The organism is Sphingobacterium sp. JB170 (assembly GCF_900163865.1).
GTDB lineage: Bacteria > Bacteroidota > Bacteroidia > Sphingobacteriales > Sphingobacteriaceae > Sphingobacterium.
Window position 1 is genome coordinate 114,703 of record NZ_FUKU01000027.1, and the last position, 16,147, is coordinate 130,849.

Genomic DNA, 16,147 nt, shown 5'->3' on the forward strand with positions numbered 1-16,147 from the left:
TTTGACAATCTAATTGGTTCGTTATGGAAGGCATCAGAAAAAAAAATGCAATTTCTAAATCAAAACTAATCTTTATGGTTTTGCTGACTGTTTTATTGTTAATACAGTTGGCAAGACCTGAAAAGAATACAACAGCCACTCCAGCGGGAAAGGCTTTTGTTGATACTTTTAAAGTTGGTGAACAGGTCAATGCAATTTTGGCTGTTTCATGTTATGACTGTCATAGCAATAACACGAATTACCCTTGGTACAGTGAGATTCAGCCTATGGCTTGGCTGATGGAAAAGCACATATTAGATGGAAAGGAAAAGTTGAATTTTGATGACTTACCACCTTATGGGTCCCGAAGACTTAATTCAAAATTCACGCAAATCACCAAGCAAATTGAACAAGATAAAATGCCACTAAATTCTTATTTATGGTTGCATGAAGGTGCTCGTTTGAGAATGGAAGATAAGAAGTTGTTAATTGATTACTTTAATTCATTAGCAGACAATGAGTAAATTTAGACTATTAATTGAACAGGCAGATCCATAGATATATATAGGTCAAAAAATGCCACAATCAAAATGATCATGAAACAATCTTAAATCGTTGTTATGAAAAAATACACATGTCCAATGCACCCCCAAGTACTCAAAGATGAGCCGGGGAAATGCCCATTATGCGGAATGGCTTTAGTTCCTTTTGGAAAAACCGGTAGCCACGACCACAAACACCATGAACGCGGGAAACAGCAGCATTCAGCGCACCAACACGATAAACATGAAGGCCATCATACACATGATTTTCTGAGAAGGTTCTGGGTCAGTTTAATTATTACCATACCTATTCTTGCGCTTTCGCAAATGATCCAGGAATGGTTTGGATTCAATCTGGAATTTACCGGAGACAAATACGTGCTGTTCGCCCTTGGAACTTTAATTTATCTGTACGGAGGGATGCCGTTCTTAAAAGGGATGGTTGGTGAAATCAGGGCAAAAGCCATAGGGATGATGACCTTGGTAGCCATCGCTATTTCAGTGGCCTATTTTTATTCCACAGCAGTGGTATTCGGCCTTCAGGGGATGGATTTCTATTGGGAATTGGCAACACTGATCGTCATTATGTTGCTTGGACACTGGCTGGAAATGCGTTCGCAAATGGCAGCATCCAAAGCCCTTCAGACATTGGTAGCGCTCTTGCCAAATGAAGTAACGGTAGAACGGAACGGTGAAGCTTTCAAGATAAAGTTGGAAGAATTGGCTAACAACGATATTGTCATTATCAAACCCGGAGAGAAAGTACCAGCAGATGGAGACGTCATTGAAGGGCTTTCCTATGTAAACGAAAGTATGCTTACAGGGGAAAGCGTTCCGGTAAAAAAGGAAGCCAAATCAACGGTTATAGCCGGAGCCATAAACGGGGATGGAGCACTAAAAATAAAAGCGACAGGAGTCGGAAAAGACACTTATCTAAACAAGGTAATCAGCCTTGTGCAAGATGCGCAAACTGCAAAGTCGAATACACAAAACCTTGCAGATAAGGTTGCCAAATGGCTTACTTTCATTGCAATTGGGGTCGGTGTAGGAACATTCGTTTATTGGTATAATTCAAGTGGAGATATGGCATTCGCATTGGAAAGAATGGTAACAGTGATGGTCACTGCATGTCCCCATGCCTTGGGGGTAGCGATTCCTTTAGTAGTTGCTATTTCGACCACACTATCTGCAACCAATGGACTGCTTATACGGAATCGGACAGCATTTGAAATTACCCGTAATTTAACGACCATTATTTTCGATAAAACGGGAACATTGACCGAGGGTTCTCATGCTGTACAAAGAGTTATTGCTTTAGACAGTTTCACCGAAGATGAAATCATTCAATATGCCGCCGCTGTGCAGCAAAACTCCGAGCACCACATTGCAAAGGGGATGATAAAACTTCTCAAAGAAAAAGGGCTTCAATTATGGAAGTCTGATAATTTCCAATACATGCAGGGAATAGGTGTTAAAGGCACGGTAAATGGAAAAGAAGTTGTAGCTGCTGGGCCAAATTATTTTACGGAAAACAAAATTGACAAACCAGCCACGCCTTCGGAAATAGATCAGGACACAGAAACTATAAATTATGTATTCATTGAAGGCAAGGTAATCGGTATTATCACCCTCGCAGATCGTATAAGAGAAGGATCGCAGGAAGCCGTACGTCAACTAAAAGAAATGGGGATAAAATCATTTCTTTTAACAGGTGATAATGAAAAAATTGCAGCCTCGGTTTCTAATAAATTAGGGATGGACGGATTCTTGGCGAATGTCCTGCCACATAACAAACAGGAAAAAGTAAAAGAATTTCAAGCGAAAGGTGAAATTGTTGCCATGACTGGTGACGGTGTAAATGATGCACCTGCGTTGGCACAGGCTAATGTGGGGATTGCTGTGGGTTCCGGAACGGATGTGGCTGCTGAAACAGCTGATATCATTCTCGTAAACAGTGACCCAAGGGATGTTGTTAAAATGATAGATTTTGGAAAGCGTACCTATCGAAAAATGATACAAAATCTGATATGGGCTGTCGGTTATAATATAGTCGCTATTCCGTTGGCAGCAGGAATATTGTATCCCAATTTTGTGTTGAGCCCGGCTATGGGAGCAGTTTTAATGAGCGTTAGTACCATCGTCGTTGCTTTTAATGCAACGTTATTAAGGCTGAATAAGAAATAATTTAAAAATAGAAATAATGAAACATATTTTTTCACTTGCATTAACGCTGGTTTACATCGGTGTATATGCCCAAACATTAGATTCTTCGACCAAAGAAAGTTTCCAATCTGTCACACATAAGAGTGCTGATGGTATGGCCGAAAATCAATCAGTTTATACGTGCCCAATGCATCCTGAAGTTAAATCCGACAAACCGGGAAACTGTCCTAAATGCGGAATGAAACTCGTGCCAAAAGATAACGGTAAAATGCACAATGCCCATGGAAAAATGGATATGGATGTTAAAGACCAAAAGGTCATTCCGGTTCTTCCCAAAAAGAATATTAAGGGAGGGAAAGTCGTAAAGTATGATCTTTATGTAAAAGATACTATAGTAAATTATGGAGGAAAGCCGAAAAGAGCCATTGCCGTTAATGGACAAATTCCAATGCCTACACTCACTTTCACAGAGGGAGATACAGCTGAAATCGTTGTACATAATATGATGGATGAAGTAACTTCTTTGCATTGGCATGGCGTGTGGTTGCCTAACAAAGAGGATGGTGTGCCTTGGCTTACACAAAAGCCTATCCGGCCAGGCTCAACGTATACCTACCGCTTTCCGATTATGCAGAATGGTACCCATTTTTATCATTCTCATTCCGGTTTTCAAGAACAAATCGGGATGTATGGTTCGTTTATTATGAAAAAGAGATTGGATGACCCTACTTTTAGAAAAGGTACTGATGACCTTCCCACTGTTCCTATAGTACTTAGCGAATGGACAAACCTGAAACCCAGTAATGTTCAGCGTATGCTTCGCAATGCCAATGACTGGTCCGCTATTAAAAAAGGATCAACGCAAAGCTATTTGGAAGCTATAAAAGAAGGGCATTTCAAAACTAAAGTGACAAATGAATGGAAACGTATGCTTGCCATGGATGTAAGTGATGTGTATTATGATAAATTTTTGGTCAACGGAACTGATGGACAACAACTTTCACAATTTAAAGCTGGCGATCAAGTTAGATTAAGATTATCCAACGGCGGAGCCTCGTCCTATTTTTGGGTGAATTATGCGGGAGGAAAATTCACGGTGGTGGCCAGTGATGGAAATGATGTAGAACCTGTAGAAGTAGATCGCTTGATTATAGGTGTTTCGGAAACATACGATATAGTGGTAACTATTCCACAAAAAGACATTTCATATGAACTTCTGGTGACACCGGAGGATCGTACAAAATCAACCTCGATTTTTATCGGAGAAGGTGCTAAGCAAGTGCATCCACCACTCCCTAAGCTAAAATACTTCGAGGGGATGAAGATGATGAACGATATGATGAAAATGAATGGTGATATGAAAGATATGGGAATGAACATGAGTCTTCAGAAAATGGACATGAATGCCGTGATGTATCCCGAAATTGCTGGAAGCAAAGAGACGAAATCCGAAATGTCAATGGATGAGCCGATGAGTGAAACAATGGATCATTCGAGCCATGACATGAGTAATGCTGAAATAGTAACCCTAAATTATGACATGCTTAAATCACCCTACAACACCGAGCTACCCAAAGATCAGCCAGTAAAAGAACTGACTTTCACTTTGACCGGCAATATGAATAGATACGTATGGAGCTTCGATAACAAAGTGCTTTCCGAGGTGGATAAAATACCGGTAAAAAAAGGTGAGATACTCCGAATAACACTTATCAATAATTCCATGATGCGGCACCCAATGCACCTTCATGGGTTTGATTTCAGGGTCTTAAATAGCCATGGAGTTCAAGCACCTTTAAAAAATGTAATTGATATTATGCCAATGGAAAAGAATACCATAGAATTTGCAGCAAATACCGAAGGTGATTGGTTCTTTCACTGCCACATTTTATATCACATGATGGCAGGTATGAACAGGGTATTCGAAGTTGGAGATTATCAAAATCCCGAGCTACCTGATAAGGAATATGCATATAAAAAGCTTCAAAGAGAAAGCAATATGCTGCACATGATGACAGAAAATGACTTTGCTACCAACGGTAATGATGGACAGATAATGTTACAAAATGCAAGATGGAGTTTTGGTACAGAATGGAGGTTAGGCTACAATAATAAACACGGATACGAAACCGAAACCCATATTGGCAGATACATTGGAAAAATGCAATGGTTTATGCCTTTTGTCGGATTCGATTGGCGCTACAGAGAGCTTGGAAGTCATGAAATTGAAAAAAATATTTTTGGACAGAAAAACACCAAAAATAACAGAGCCACACTAAGTGCGGGTTTCGTATATACTCTACCCATGCTTGTAGACTTCCAAGCCGAAGTGTTTACCGATGGTATTGTTCGTTTACAGTTGCGCAGGGAGGATATCCCCTTAACACAAAGATTGAGAGGGGCTTTTTCTGTTAATACCGATAAGGAATACATGGGAGGTCTTAGATACATATTGACTAAAAATACCGCTCTTTCTACCCATTATGACAGCGATATGGGTTGGGGATTTGGGTTAACACTTACTTATTAACTTTGATTCATCAAAATCTAGACCTTGATGAATCAAAGTTAATATTTATACAATAGAATGCAGCTTATAACTACTTTCTATGATGCTGGTCAACTGCAATTTTTAATCTACAAAACAACAAAATTGCAATCGAAAAAGCAAAATGTTATTTTTGGGTCAGGAGATTTAATTGATTTATAACATTCAGTAAGAAAGGGAATTATGATAAGAGCCAGTAAAAGCGACAGAAAATTAGTAGTCGAACTACTGACCCAGTCTTTTAAAGACAACCAAAGTGTAAACTATATTATTCAGCAGGATAGGCACCGATTTCAGCGCATCCGCGCCTTGATGCACTATTCCATAGAGGTTTGTTTGCTGTTCGGTGACGTATGGCTCTCCCAGGATAAAAAAGCCTGTGCCCTGATCCTATACCCACAGCTAAAGAAAACTACGCTCAGATCGCTATGGTTGGACGTGACTCTAATCTTCCAAGCAATCGGCGTTGGCAGTATCGCCAAGGCGATTAAACGGGAGAAGCGGATTAAGGAAAAACAGACCAAAAACCCGATGGCCTATCTCTGGTTTATTGGGGTCGATCCACTTTATCAAGGTTCCGGTATAGGCAGCAGATTATTAAAAGAAGTGATTGCTCATGCCGAAGCGAAAGGACTGCCTATTTACTTGGAGACGTCTACGGAAAGAAACCTGCCCTGGTACCAAGATTTTGGTTTCAGGATTTATGATAAACTTCACCTGGACTATGTGCTTTACTTCCTAAAACATGAAGAAACCAAAAATATAGTATGAATGTGTTCGGAACGGAAATGCGTCTGGTCACCTTTATTTTTTCTGCATTGGAAACGGGGATGTTCATTTTTTTGTTGCCCGGTTACCTAAACAGACCGGGTGATAAGCCCCGCTTTTGGTATTTGATCCTATTATTCTTATTGATTCTTTATAATGTAACCGGTGGATTACTACCTGATCGAGACTATCCCATTCCGATATATGTCCAGAACATTACTGCCTATGGTAGCGGTTTTTTGATGGCATCCTATTTCCCGTTCTATTTCTATAAGGCATTTGACTTGAAGTTGCTCCGTTTCCATGCGCTGTACGGTGTGCCACTGTTTTTGCTTGCACCGTTCGTGCTTTTCTTTGTGATTTCTTATTCGACCCATCAAGATCTAGGCTTTACCGTCAAATACGGTATTATCGCACCTTTTTTTTATTCTATCGTTCTCCTTTGGGCAATCCTGCGGGCTATCCGCGTAGCCTATAAAGAAAACCGGCGGCAACACCACTATGTAGAGGAAATTGTCGTTTATGCCGCGGTGGCTCCATGGGCGGCCATGACCGTTATCACCTATTTTGAGTTCAGCCAACTTACGGAGGCGTTGTTCACCAACTTGGGTTTTTTGGCTGTTACCGGCATGTTCATTTTTAAGACTGTACGTCAGGATAGAAATGCTATCAGTAAACTGGCGGAGATTTCCGCCAATGGAATCAGACCCGAAGTGTTCGGGGAGAATTGTATCCGTTTCCGATTCACGACGAGAGAAACTGAAGTCGTTGTCCTGCTGCAGGAAGGATACCATACCGGTGAGATTGCTGCCCGCCTGAATATCGCGGAGCGTACAGTAACTACCCATATCCAGCGTATGATGACTAAATCAGGTACGCATAGTAGGCTGGAACTGCTGCGAAAACTGGAATGCGGCATTTTTGACGTGTAAAAAACTATGTCCATGTACGACAGCTACGTCAATTTACTTAGCCAAATCTCCTATTAACGTATTTTATATGCCGCTCCGATTATCGATTTTTGGCGATAGTATTTTATAAAATAATCATCATATAAGCTACTGACCTATGAATCAAGTATCTGTTCTTTTGCTGAATTGGGTGGAGGATACCGTCCATCCCCAAAACTTGGCCAATTCCCAGTTAATCGGTACTGATCCTCTGTCGTTGAAGGAAGTCTTTACGGCCGAAATAATAACGTTCAAAAAAATAGTATGTAAACAGTTGATCTTTTCCAAAAAACAAGCCGATATCAACATGAAGCAGCTGGTTAAAATCAGTGATGCAGTCCACCACTATCGATACCGCCTAGCCGCAGCTTGGAACCAAAGCGTTCAAGGCCCTCAAATTAAATCCTTTTACACCTATGCGCTTAACCTCGTGGAGACTGTACTGGCAGATATGGGCAGATTGGCTCCCGCGATTTATAAACAAATCCCCATTACCAAATATGGCCTGCCTACTCTAATGATGGAACTAAAAGCACGCTACAAAATATTTTTGCTTCATCTGGATCGGCTCGATATTGATGGGGATTTAAAGACCATTGTAAAAAAATCGCTTCACCAAATGATTCGTAAAAAAGAGATTAGCTTTTTAGATGTGGCATACTGCCGCCACCTGATGACAATTGTCGGCAACATAAATAGCGCGGACACAACAATGTTTAAAGACCTGCTATGCCGCAACGGATTCAACCCGCCGGAGTTTTATCTTTACTGCATAAATGATTTTAAAGGTATCCTCGACAATATCCCCGGACTACATCAACAGCTGGGGCTGCTTATGACCGAACAGGACAAGCTGAGCAGCTTAATTGTAAATTGCAAAATAAAGATGTTATCCAGCGCTGCGCCCATTGGTGAACAACTTCGGGGTTTCCTGACTGAAAAGAAATTCTATATCAAACAAATGCTCAAGCTCCGGCGGGCCATGCTACAGGATGACCAGTTCGCCAAATCAATGACCCGTCTAAGAATCAATATGCCAGTGGCACAATTTGGGCTTTTTATACGACTGCATATTGAAAAGGGCGTGCTGCTAAAAGAGAACATCGGTGAACTGTTCAATTTTTTTGCAGCCCATTTCTATACACCGCAGACCACGTTTATTTCCGCTGAAAGCCTGCGAAAGAAGTCCACGGAGGTGGAGTTCAGTACAGCCCGGAAGCTAAAGGCCAACCTGATCAGTATGTTGAACTGGCTGAACGAAAATTACAACCTATCTAATTACAAAGGTTCATAGCTGCCGATTCTGAAATTCACCAAGCAGTCCGTGTTTTTTCAGCAAGGTCAGCAGATCGGCGTACCAAGTATAGCTGAAATCCTTTTTTTTGCTCAACACCTCAACCCTAGCCTCAAGGATATCGCCTAATGTCACGAGACCCAGACGACGGGCCTGTTCAACGAAAAGCGTATCTGTATCCAGATCCGCCAACAGTATATTGATTGAAGTCATCGATTACTCAAGATTTCCGACTGAAAAGTAAAAATAAAATATTGATTTGCAGTCAAAATTAGATAATCAAATTTAAACATGAAACATAGTTCATAATATCCTAGCATTTTTCTGTTGCACTTTCGTTGGGTGAAGAATGTTCCCAATGAAAAAACATAAAAGCACTTGGCCAATGGGTACGGGATCTGCGGACCGGCAAAAGCCATCGATAGAGAAATTTACTGAGCTGTCCCATATCGATTACTGCCAGTAGAGATGTCGACGAACTGAAATAGCAACTTATTCTGTAAGGCGAAAAACAGCTTTATTTCTAATAAAAACCCCATTTTTTGACAGGGGGTGACTGGCAGAGGTCACCCCCTGTCACTGTTTTTGCCCTATGCCATTCTCGTGCTTTGTACCCGGATGGGAAAATAACCCCATCGGGAAGTATGGAGTACAAGGAACTGGCAATGCTATTAAAGAAAGCAACCGAACAGGGTGTTAAAAACGCTATCAAAGAAGAACATCCCGTTCCCGATCGGCTGACCAAAGCCGATGCCTACCGCCTGTACGGTCGGAGTAACGTGGACAGATGGTTCCGTGAGGGGCTTATCTCCCCACAGCAACCCGCCAACACTTCCCAAATTTTTCTTGACAGATCCGAACTCGAAACCGTTGCGGCTTCGAGTAATCGGATTACCTACCTGCCCGTCGCGGACAGGTAACCGCATCCGCCGCGATGGCGAGTCGAAAAAACAACGTACGAAACTCAGAAAAGCTTCCGGAGAATATGCAACAGGAAAATTCCTTGGTGAATTAAAAGAACGCTTTGTAGAAAAAGGATATGATAAAGTTGGTTTAATTCCTGTTCCAGCAGAGGATAGCGATCAAGACCCAAGAATTATTGAAGTTCATTATCCGTATATTACAAAACACCCTGATTACGTCCACCCAAGAGTTCAAATTGAGATAGGATGTCGATCTTTAATCGAGCCCTATTCAGTAAGGAAATTTGGTTCTCTTGTAGACGAAATTTATTCTGATCAGGGATTTGCATCCCCATTTATCAGTATACCGACCGTTCATGCAGAGCGGACCTTTTTAGAAAAACTTTTTTTATTGCATGAGGAATTTAGTCGCCCTGTCGAAAAAATTCGTGTAGATCGTCTAAATCGTCATATGTATGATGTCTATCATTTGTCACGTAACGGAGATATTTTGACCGCTATCGAAGACAAAGACCTGTACGAGACTATTGTCAGCCATCGACATAAATATGCTAAAATTGGTGGAGTGGACTATAATCTGCATAATCCAAAAACCTTGAATCCTACGCCACATCCCGACTTTGTAAAAGCTTGGGAAGAAGATTATAATAAAATGCGAAGCCAAATGATTTATGAAGCAAAACCACCAAGTTTCCAAGATTTGGTTTCAAATATTGAACATTTAAAAGAAAAGTTAGCTACGGTTTCGTGGGAATTTGCTCTTGAATTTGAAACAAAGCTATAATCTCAAAGAGAATTGTTGAATTTCTTGTTAGACTGCATAATCCTATTGGAATCGAATTGCAGGAATCGTTACTCGCAAAAAATCTTAGAAACCGTTACAAATGTGTTACGGAACAAAATTTTACGGTTCCAGAAATTGTTCATATATTGCTTCTGTAAGTCGGAAACGACGATTTTGCATCATGTAAAAAGGTACAGGCCAAAAGACTCATAATCTTTTGGTCCCTGGTTCGAGCCCAGGTGGGCGCACAAAATACTAGTTCACGCTAGTCTGAAACCCTGTAAATATTCTGATTTACAGGGTTTTATACTTTTAAGTAGTTCATATTAATCCATAAGAATCCTTCATTCTCGTTACCTATCCGACTACCTATTTTAAATGTTTAACTTAGGTAACACAAAACGATATAATACGGTGTATATCAGATCAATGGTGCTTAAAAAGTTTGCAAAAAGAACGGCTTTTAGGTTTATAATTGGCATAAAAACAGACAATCTGTGTTACCTAAAATGGCCTTAAAACGGGTTAAATTAAGTTTATGGAGATTTAAAGAGTATTTTTATGAAAACATCACAATCATTTGGCGTCCATTTTACCATCAGAGCCGACAAGGAAAAAGAAGGAAATGCACCAGTTTACGCCTGCATCACCGTTAATAAAAAACGTTGCTATATCGCACTGAAACAGTTTGTTGATATCAATTACTGGGATAATACAAAAGGCGCACTCAAAGGAACATGCGAGGAATTCAAACAGATCAACAAATACCTGCAAGATGTGCGGTTGACCTTAGGCGGTATATATCAACAGCTGATCTTAAGCGGAAAACGAGTCACGGCCCAATCGGTAAAGGATCATTTCTTTGGCAACATCGAAGAAGCGCAAACCCTAAGCAGCCTTTTTGAGTATCACAATGAAACCGCTTCAAGCACCTTAAATGGAGCACCCTCAAACATTATTACGTTACCCAACGCTACCTGATCCAATTTATTCAGAAGAAGTTCCGGGCAGCCGACTTCTTTCTCACTGATATCGACTATAAATTTATTTTTGATTTCGAAACCTTCCTACGAAACCATAAACCCCTCGACCATCAAAAGCCCATGAACAACAACGGCGTGATGAAACACATCATCCGCCTGAAAAAGAGGGGGCACCTGGCCATGCGGCTGGAATGGATCACCAAAGACCCCTTTATGAACTATAAACTCAGAATCGAGAAGGTAAACCGAGAACACCTATCCGACACCGAACTGGCTACGCTGGAAAGTAAAGTTTTTGAAATCGCACGAATCGACATGATCCGCGACCTGTTTGTATTCTGTTGCTACACCGGGCTTACCTATGTTGATGTCATCAACCTTACGCACGATAACATTGTGGACGCTTCCGATGGTGAAGTATGGAAACGCACCTTCAGACAGAAAACCGACACCCCTGTGACCACCCCGCTCCTACCTAAAGCCATCGAAATATTAAAGAAATACAAACACAACCTCCGGGCTGCGGTCACGGGCACCGTCTTTCCCGTGATATCCAATCAGAAGGTGAATGCCTACCTGAAAGAAATTGCTGAGATTTGCGGCATCAAGAAAAATATCACCTTCCATCTGGCAAGGCATACCTTTGCAACGACCGTCACCCTCTCCAATGGCGTTCCGATCGAAACGGTGAGTAAAATGCTTGGGCATACTAAAATTGCAACCACACAGATCTACGCCAAGGTATTGGAAAAGAAGATCAGTAAAGATATGGCAGCGTTGAGAAAGAAATTGGGGTGAGGCTGTCGCAATCTGACAGATTAAAACAGTTCAGAATGAGAACCTACTCGGATCAAATGAATTTCATTAATCGGCTCGTTATCCTGATCCCATATCAACAGGAGGTCAGGAAATACATGACATTCCCACGAATCTTTGTAATCGCCTATCAACCTATGAGGCTTCATCCGTTTTGGTATTGCTTCTGCACCCTGTCTAAGTTGTTCTAGAACCTCTATAATAGCTTTGAGCTCCCTAGGTCTTTTCTGATACTTTTTAAAATCTTTTTTAAACTTCCCTGAGTAGGTTATTTTATACCCAGTCATTAATCAGCCATCAAATCATTTAACAAGTCTTCCGTGCTATCATACCTTTTCAAAGAAGGTCTTTCTTTTCTTGCGTCTTCAATAGCCTGTCTTGTCTCGCTGTTTGGATCGTGGAAACGTGTTGCATCAGCAAGAACCGTTTCAATGAAATTATTGACGCTTCTATTTTCCTTTTTTGCCAGCTTCTCTATGTAACTATACAACTCCGCATCCAAACGTAGTGAAGTGGATTTCTTTAAATTTATCGTATCCATAGTGATATCATTTTAAATACAAATATAACAAATATTTTCGATGATTCAACTGCAATCTACCCCAAGAATAGATTCATGGATAATTGTAGCACCACTCTTTTCAGTCAACCTCATCATAACCGCTCGATCATTTTAACCACCATCAATAAGCTTTCCTTTGTTGGTGCATCCGAAAGCTATCCCTTTATCATATCCGTATGCAGGTCATTTAATGATGATTCATCGATCCGCAAATCCTCTACAAGGAAGTCATAGGCATTGCGGACACTTCTTAGTGTTAGTCCAGATGTCGTTATTATTTTGTCGCATAAGGCTTTTTCGAGAGAGGCCACCATCGCATATTGATTAGATGGCAGCCGAAGCATCTTTAAACCAAAGGAATAATACGGCAAAGGAAGTCGGGTGTATGTAAACATGCCCAATACCGTGTTGAAAGAGCGTGACGCCTTTGTCGTCATGGATGATATTTCATATACCCGTTCAGGTATTAAACCATAATAAGACAAAGCCGTTTCCACCGACACTTAGCTTGGTCCCAGTAAATGGTTCGCAACCAACAACAGGTCAGGCTTTTTATCGGTCACCGAAGGACCAGCAATATACAAGCCCTTTTTCAAAGGATATATAAATCCTTGGGCTTTCAACCATAGAATTTTATCATTTGGTCTTCTATAGTCCTTCAACCACGACACCAATAAATGATGTGGCAAGGGCTGATCCGCATGGAGACTTATAGTCCGGGCAATATCCATAACCTAATGTAATAAATTAATAAGATAAACGGAGATTATTCGTTTATCTTGCTTTAAAACTACAACATTTACAGATATTCCAAAATTTAGGCTCCGATACTCCAAAATTGGACCGTAGATATTTTAAATTTCGTGAAGGTACAAACAATATGCTGTCAGTGAATGTTTTATGATTATGGCAACAACAAAAGAACTTATAGAACAGATAAATCGCCTCTTTACTGAGAACAGAATGGAGGCGTTTATGGATTATTTGGCAGAGGACGTCGTTTGGGACATGTATACTGCATCTTCAGGTCGTACTACCTTTAATGGAAAGGCAGAGCTCAGTCAGATGGATGGAAGCGATATGCCGGAACACACTAATTTTCAGTTTAGCACCATTGTGATTGAAGGAGATCGGGCCTCCGTGCAAGGATTAAGCACGAACAAGAAGGCAGACGGCACGGAATATGAGAGCAACTTTTGCGATATTTATCAGTTTAAAGACGATAAGGTAGTAAGAATGGGCTCATATGTGGTTGACAACATCAAATAGGAATTCCATCAACACTAATCGTAAAATTCAAAACAATCTACCCGATACCATTCTCGATATTAAATTTACAAAGCGCTATTTGCTTTTTGACTGCTTTCAGTTCTCTCATTTTCTCATCGATTTCTGAAAGTTTTCTGTTGAGGACTTCGATTTTTGCTTTCTTACTGAATTCTTTTTTATACCAGACGTCAATAACTTCTTTTATCTCAGACAAGGTAAACCCTACAGCCTTCGCCATTTGTATGAACCTAAGTTTCTCAACGACATCATCACCGTAATAAACATATTTGTTGGTGGTGATTTCCTTTTTGGTTTCCCCACTGAAAAGCCCAGTTTTCTCATAAAAACGTATTGTTCCTATGGGTACCCCTGTTTCTTTGGAAAGTTGACTTATCAATTTCATCGTTTATAAAAAAAAATCAAACCATGCAGTATACTGTATACTTGTTGGTTGCAAAAATACTCTTTAGTTTTGCATTTCACAATGAGAGACTACAAACGTTCTAAAATTACAAGATATGGAAATCCAATATTCAGATGAAGAACTAATCAAGGTACTACCAAATTTCACCAATCATTACGCGGATGTAAACGGTACAACAATACATTACGTAACAGGCGGACAGGGCGAGCCACTAATTCTAATCCCAGGCTATCCTGAAACCTGGTGGGCTTATCATAAAATTATGACAATAGTCGCAAAAACATATCGTGTTATGGTGATCGAAATGCGGGGAATGGGAAGTTCAGGCAAACCAATTGACGGGTATGAAAAAAAGAATATGGCTAAAGATATTTTTGAGCTTGTACAGAAATTGGGATTTAGAAAAGTGTACATTGGGGGACACGACATCGGTGCACATGTAGCTTTTAGCTTTGCAGCTAACTACTCAGAAGCAGTTCAAAAATTAATTATCTTAGATACACCACATCCCGATGCAGGAATGTATCAGTTGCCCATGCTACCTGTTTTGGGGGCAACGTATCTTTATCCCTGGTGGCTTTCTTTTAACCAAGTAAAAGAACTCCCTGAACAACTTCTGGAGGGACGCATGAATTTTGTTATAGAATGGTTGTTTAAAAACTTATTGAACGACCCAAATAGCGTAAGTGATTTTGACAAGGCCGTGTACCTTTCAGCTTACAACAGCCAAGATGCCATCCGGTCATCAAATGCTTGGTATCAAGCATTTCCACAAGACATCGAAGATAGTAAATCATACGGCAAGCTCACGATGCCAGTAATTGGAATTGGCGGAAGTGGGTATGAAATGTTAAAGAATTCATTACCAAATACCGCAAGTGACCTGCAACTTAAAGAAATAAAAGAAAGCGGGCATTTTATATTGGCTGAAAAACCCATTGAAACAGCGAACTTAATTATAGAGTTTCTTGATAGACATTAAAATCAGCCACATCCTAAAGCAAAAATCACAATCAACATTCACATATTATGAAAAAGCAAATTCAAGACTTAATCAAAAAAGCGTATTTCGCCTTCAATGCAAGAGACATTGATACTGCCCTTTCAACCATGCATCCCCATATCCAATGGCCAAAAGCATTCGAAGGAGGGTATGTAAATGGGCACACAGAAATAAGAGAATATTGGACAAGACAATGGACAGAGATCAATCCCAACGTTGAACCTGTCGAATTTAACGAAAGGGAAAACGGATCTTTAGAAATCATTGTTCACCAAATAGTGAAAGATTTAGAAGGCAATCTGTTGTTTGATGGCAGAGTAAAGCACATTTACACCTTACAGAACAGCTTGTTACGAAGAATGGATATTGAGCTATAAATGACACCTAAATTTTAAAGCAATTCAGAAAAATTATACAATTATTGCGTGATTCGTAGAGTGGCTAATTAAATTAAAAATATAATTCTGGTAATCAATGTAATAAAACCTAAGTTCTGAACTCTCCCTCCCCGCAAAGCCCGTCTGTAGGACGGACAGCCTTATTTTTTAATTGATCACAGTTTATTAGTGGCCATCGCAATGTTTAGATCCAATCATCTGGTTCTGGATCAGTGCGCCAATCGCTTCAAACGCGGTTTGCAACTCGGGAACCTGAATATAAATGAGTTCCAGATCAAGGCTATCGATAAAGCCAGCTGCGCGGCGTCCTTTTTGGTAATGTTTGCCGTGGCGGTGAAAAAGGGCGGATAGTTTTCGGTTGTCGCATCTGTCTTTGTTCGGGTAAATGCCCATATAGCGTTGGTCTACAGGTGCTTGCAAATGGCGGTAGATTCCCTCCAAATCATGGAAGAACCAGGCTTCAAGATCTTTGGTGGCGATAAGCGGATGGATTCTTTTGACCCTGCCACTTCCTGTGATAAACTCTTTTTCTAGGAGTTCGAGTTGTAACTGCGAAGGTTCATGACGTTCTGCCTCGCGATCTATGGCAACAAAAACGTGGATCTCATTACAATCTTCGAACTTATCATTGGACAAGTAGTACAAGCTTTTAAAAATCAACTAATTCTAACGCTCCTTCACATTTTTTTATCAGCTTTTGAACTATCTAAAAACTATTCTTCCATTACCGTAATTTCGTTT

At 40.4% G+C, this 16,147-nt stretch carries 20 protein-coding genes and 1 pseudogene; 14 read left to right on the plus strand and 7 right to left on the minus strand.

Going from position 1 to position 16,147, the window contains the following annotated elements:
• Positions 1 to 23: 23 nt before the first annotated feature.
• The 6 genes from FM107_RS08485 (at position 24) to FM107_RS08510 (ending at position 8,244) form a co-directional block, all read left to right on the plus strand.
• Complete coding sequence (locus tag FM107_RS08485) at positions 24 to 503, plus strand: heme-binding domain-containing protein (RefSeq protein WP_086948084.1); 480 nt, start codon at positions 24 to 26, stop codon at positions 501 to 503.
• Between the two features lie 96 nt (positions 504 to 599).
• A complete protein-coding gene (locus tag FM107_RS08490; protein ID WP_086948085.1) occupies positions 600 to 2,705 on the plus strand; it encodes a copper-translocating P-type ATPase in 2,106 nt (701 codons plus the stop codon).
• A 16-nt stretch (positions 2,706 to 2,721) separates the two neighbouring features.
• A complete protein-coding gene (locus FM107_RS08495; RefSeq protein WP_179204436.1) occupies positions 2,722 to 5,214 on the plus strand; it encodes a multicopper oxidase domain-containing protein in 2,493 nt (830 codons plus the stop codon).
• Positions 5,215 to 5,415: 201 nt separating this feature from the next.
• Positions 5,416 to 6,003, plus strand: coding sequence for a GNAT family N-acetyltransferase (locus FM107_RS08500; RefSeq protein WP_086948086.1), 588 nt, complete (start codon positions 5,416 to 5,418; stop codon positions 6,001 to 6,003).
• Complete coding sequence (locus tag FM107_RS08505) at positions 6,000 to 6,932, plus strand: helix-turn-helix transcriptional regulator (protein ID WP_086948087.1); 933 nt, start codon at positions 6,000 to 6,002, stop codon at positions 6,930 to 6,932. Before FM107_RS08500 ends, FM107_RS08505 begins: the two co-directional genes overlap by 4 nt.
• Positions 6,933 to 7,068: 136 nt before the next feature.
• Entirely contained in the window at positions 7,069 to 8,244 is a 1,176-nt protein-coding gene (locus FM107_RS08510; protein WP_086948088.1) for a hypothetical protein, read from the plus strand.
• On the opposite strand, the gene FM107_RS08515 is transcribed toward FM107_RS08510, so the two are convergent.
• Positions 8,239 to 8,457: a hypothetical protein gene (locus FM107_RS08515; protein WP_086948089.1), complete on the minus strand. Its 219-nt coding sequence runs from the start codon at positions 8,455 to 8,457 to the stop codon at positions 8,239 to 8,241. The genes FM107_RS08510 and FM107_RS08515 overlap by 6 nt on opposite strands.
• Positions 8,458 to 8,888: 431 nt before the next feature.
• On the opposite strand from FM107_RS08515, the gene FM107_RS19515 reads away from it, so the two are divergent.
• From FM107_RS19515 to FM107_RS19980, 5 genes and pseudogenes are all read left to right on the plus strand, one after another.
• Positions 8,889 to 9,164, plus strand: coding sequence for a hypothetical protein (locus FM107_RS19515; RefSeq protein ID WP_179204437.1), 276 nt, complete (start codon positions 8,889 to 8,891; stop codon positions 9,162 to 9,164).
• Positions 9,115 to 9,951 carry a nucleotidyl transferase AbiEii/AbiGii toxin family protein gene (locus FM107_RS08520; protein ID WP_218778940.1) on the plus strand — a complete coding sequence of 279 codons (837 nt, stop codon included), beginning with the start codon at positions 9,115 to 9,117 and terminating at the stop codon, positions 9,949 to 9,951. Before FM107_RS19515 ends, FM107_RS08520 begins: the two co-directional genes overlap by 50 nt.
• A 561-nt stretch (positions 9,952 to 10,512) precedes the next feature.
• A complete protein-coding gene (locus FM107_RS19970; RefSeq protein WP_256959429.1) occupies positions 10,513 to 10,932 on the plus strand; it encodes an Arm DNA-binding domain-containing protein in 420 nt (139 codons plus the stop codon).
• A gap of 8 nt (positions 10,933 to 10,940) precedes the next feature.
• Positions 10,941 to 11,099: pseudogene (locus FM107_RS19975) on the plus strand (phage integrase SAM-like domain-containing protein); the annotation flags it as partial.
• Positions 11,100 to 11,147: 48 nt separating this feature from the next.
• On the plus strand, positions 11,148 to 11,732 hold the full coding sequence (locus FM107_RS19980; protein ID WP_256959430.1) for a site-specific integrase: 585 nt from the start codon (positions 11,148 to 11,150) through the stop codon (positions 11,730 to 11,732).
• Positions 11,733 to 11,752: 20 nt separating this feature from the next.
• Here FM107_RS19980 and FM107_RS20205 read toward each other — a convergent pair whose 3' ends face one another.
• From FM107_RS20205 to FM107_RS19990, 4 genes are all read right to left on the minus strand, one after another.
• The gene (locus FM107_RS20205) at positions 11,753 to 12,037 is read right to left on the minus strand and encodes a type II toxin-antitoxin system YafQ family toxin (RefSeq protein ID WP_086948091.1); all 285 of its coding nucleotides are present in this window, start codon (positions 12,035 to 12,037) and stop codon (positions 11,753 to 11,755) included.
• A complete protein-coding gene (locus FM107_RS08540; protein WP_143559457.1) occupies positions 12,037 to 12,291 on the minus strand; it encodes a ribbon-helix-helix protein, CopG family in 255 nt (84 codons plus the stop codon). The genes FM107_RS20205 and FM107_RS08540 overlap by 1 nt, the downstream gene beginning before the upstream one ends.
• Before the next feature lie 176 nt (positions 12,292 to 12,467).
• Entirely contained in the window at positions 12,468 to 12,749 is a 282-nt protein-coding gene (locus FM107_RS19985; RefSeq protein WP_256959431.1) for a hypothetical protein, read from the minus strand.
• Positions 12,750 to 12,815: 66 nt separating this feature from the next.
• Positions 12,816 to 13,043: a hypothetical protein gene (locus tag FM107_RS19990; protein ID WP_256959432.1), complete on the minus strand. Its 228-nt coding sequence runs from the start codon at positions 13,041 to 13,043 to the stop codon at positions 12,816 to 12,818.
• Between the two features lie 175 nt (positions 13,044 to 13,218).
• On the opposite strand from FM107_RS19990, the gene FM107_RS08550 reads away from it, so the two are divergent.
• On the plus strand, positions 13,219 to 13,581 hold the full coding sequence (locus tag FM107_RS08550; RefSeq protein ID WP_256959433.1) for a nuclear transport factor 2 family protein: 363 nt from the start codon (positions 13,219 to 13,221) through the stop codon (positions 13,579 to 13,581).
• A 37-nt stretch (positions 13,582 to 13,618) separates the two neighbouring features.
• Here the strand turns inward: FM107_RS08550 and FM107_RS08555 are convergent, their stop codons facing one another.
• Positions 13,619 to 13,984, minus strand: coding sequence for a MerR family transcriptional regulator (locus FM107_RS08555; RefSeq protein ID WP_086948093.1), 366 nt, complete (start codon positions 13,982 to 13,984; stop codon positions 13,619 to 13,621).
• Between the two features lie 115 nt (positions 13,985 to 14,099).
• Between FM107_RS08555 and FM107_RS08560 the strand changes: the two genes are divergently transcribed.
• Together FM107_RS08560 and FM107_RS08565 are read left to right on the plus strand one after the other, a co-directional pair.
• Complete coding sequence (locus tag FM107_RS08560; RefSeq protein ID WP_086948094.1) at positions 14,100 to 14,987, plus strand: alpha/beta fold hydrolase; 888 nt, start codon at positions 14,100 to 14,102, stop codon at positions 14,985 to 14,987.
• A gap of 47 nt (positions 14,988 to 15,034) precedes the next feature.
• Positions 15,035 to 15,385, plus strand: a complete 351-nt coding sequence (locus tag FM107_RS08565) for a nuclear transport factor 2 family protein (protein ID WP_086948095.1) — start codon at positions 15,035 to 15,037, stop codon at positions 15,383 to 15,385.
• A gap of 186 nt (positions 15,386 to 15,571) precedes the next feature.
• Here the strand turns inward: FM107_RS08565 and FM107_RS08570 are convergent, their stop codons facing one another.
• Complete coding sequence (locus FM107_RS08570; protein ID WP_143559458.1) at positions 15,572 to 16,051, minus strand: hypothetical protein; 480 nt, start codon at positions 16,049 to 16,051, stop codon at positions 15,572 to 15,574.
• Between the last annotated feature and the right edge of the window lie 96 nt (positions 16,052 to 16,147).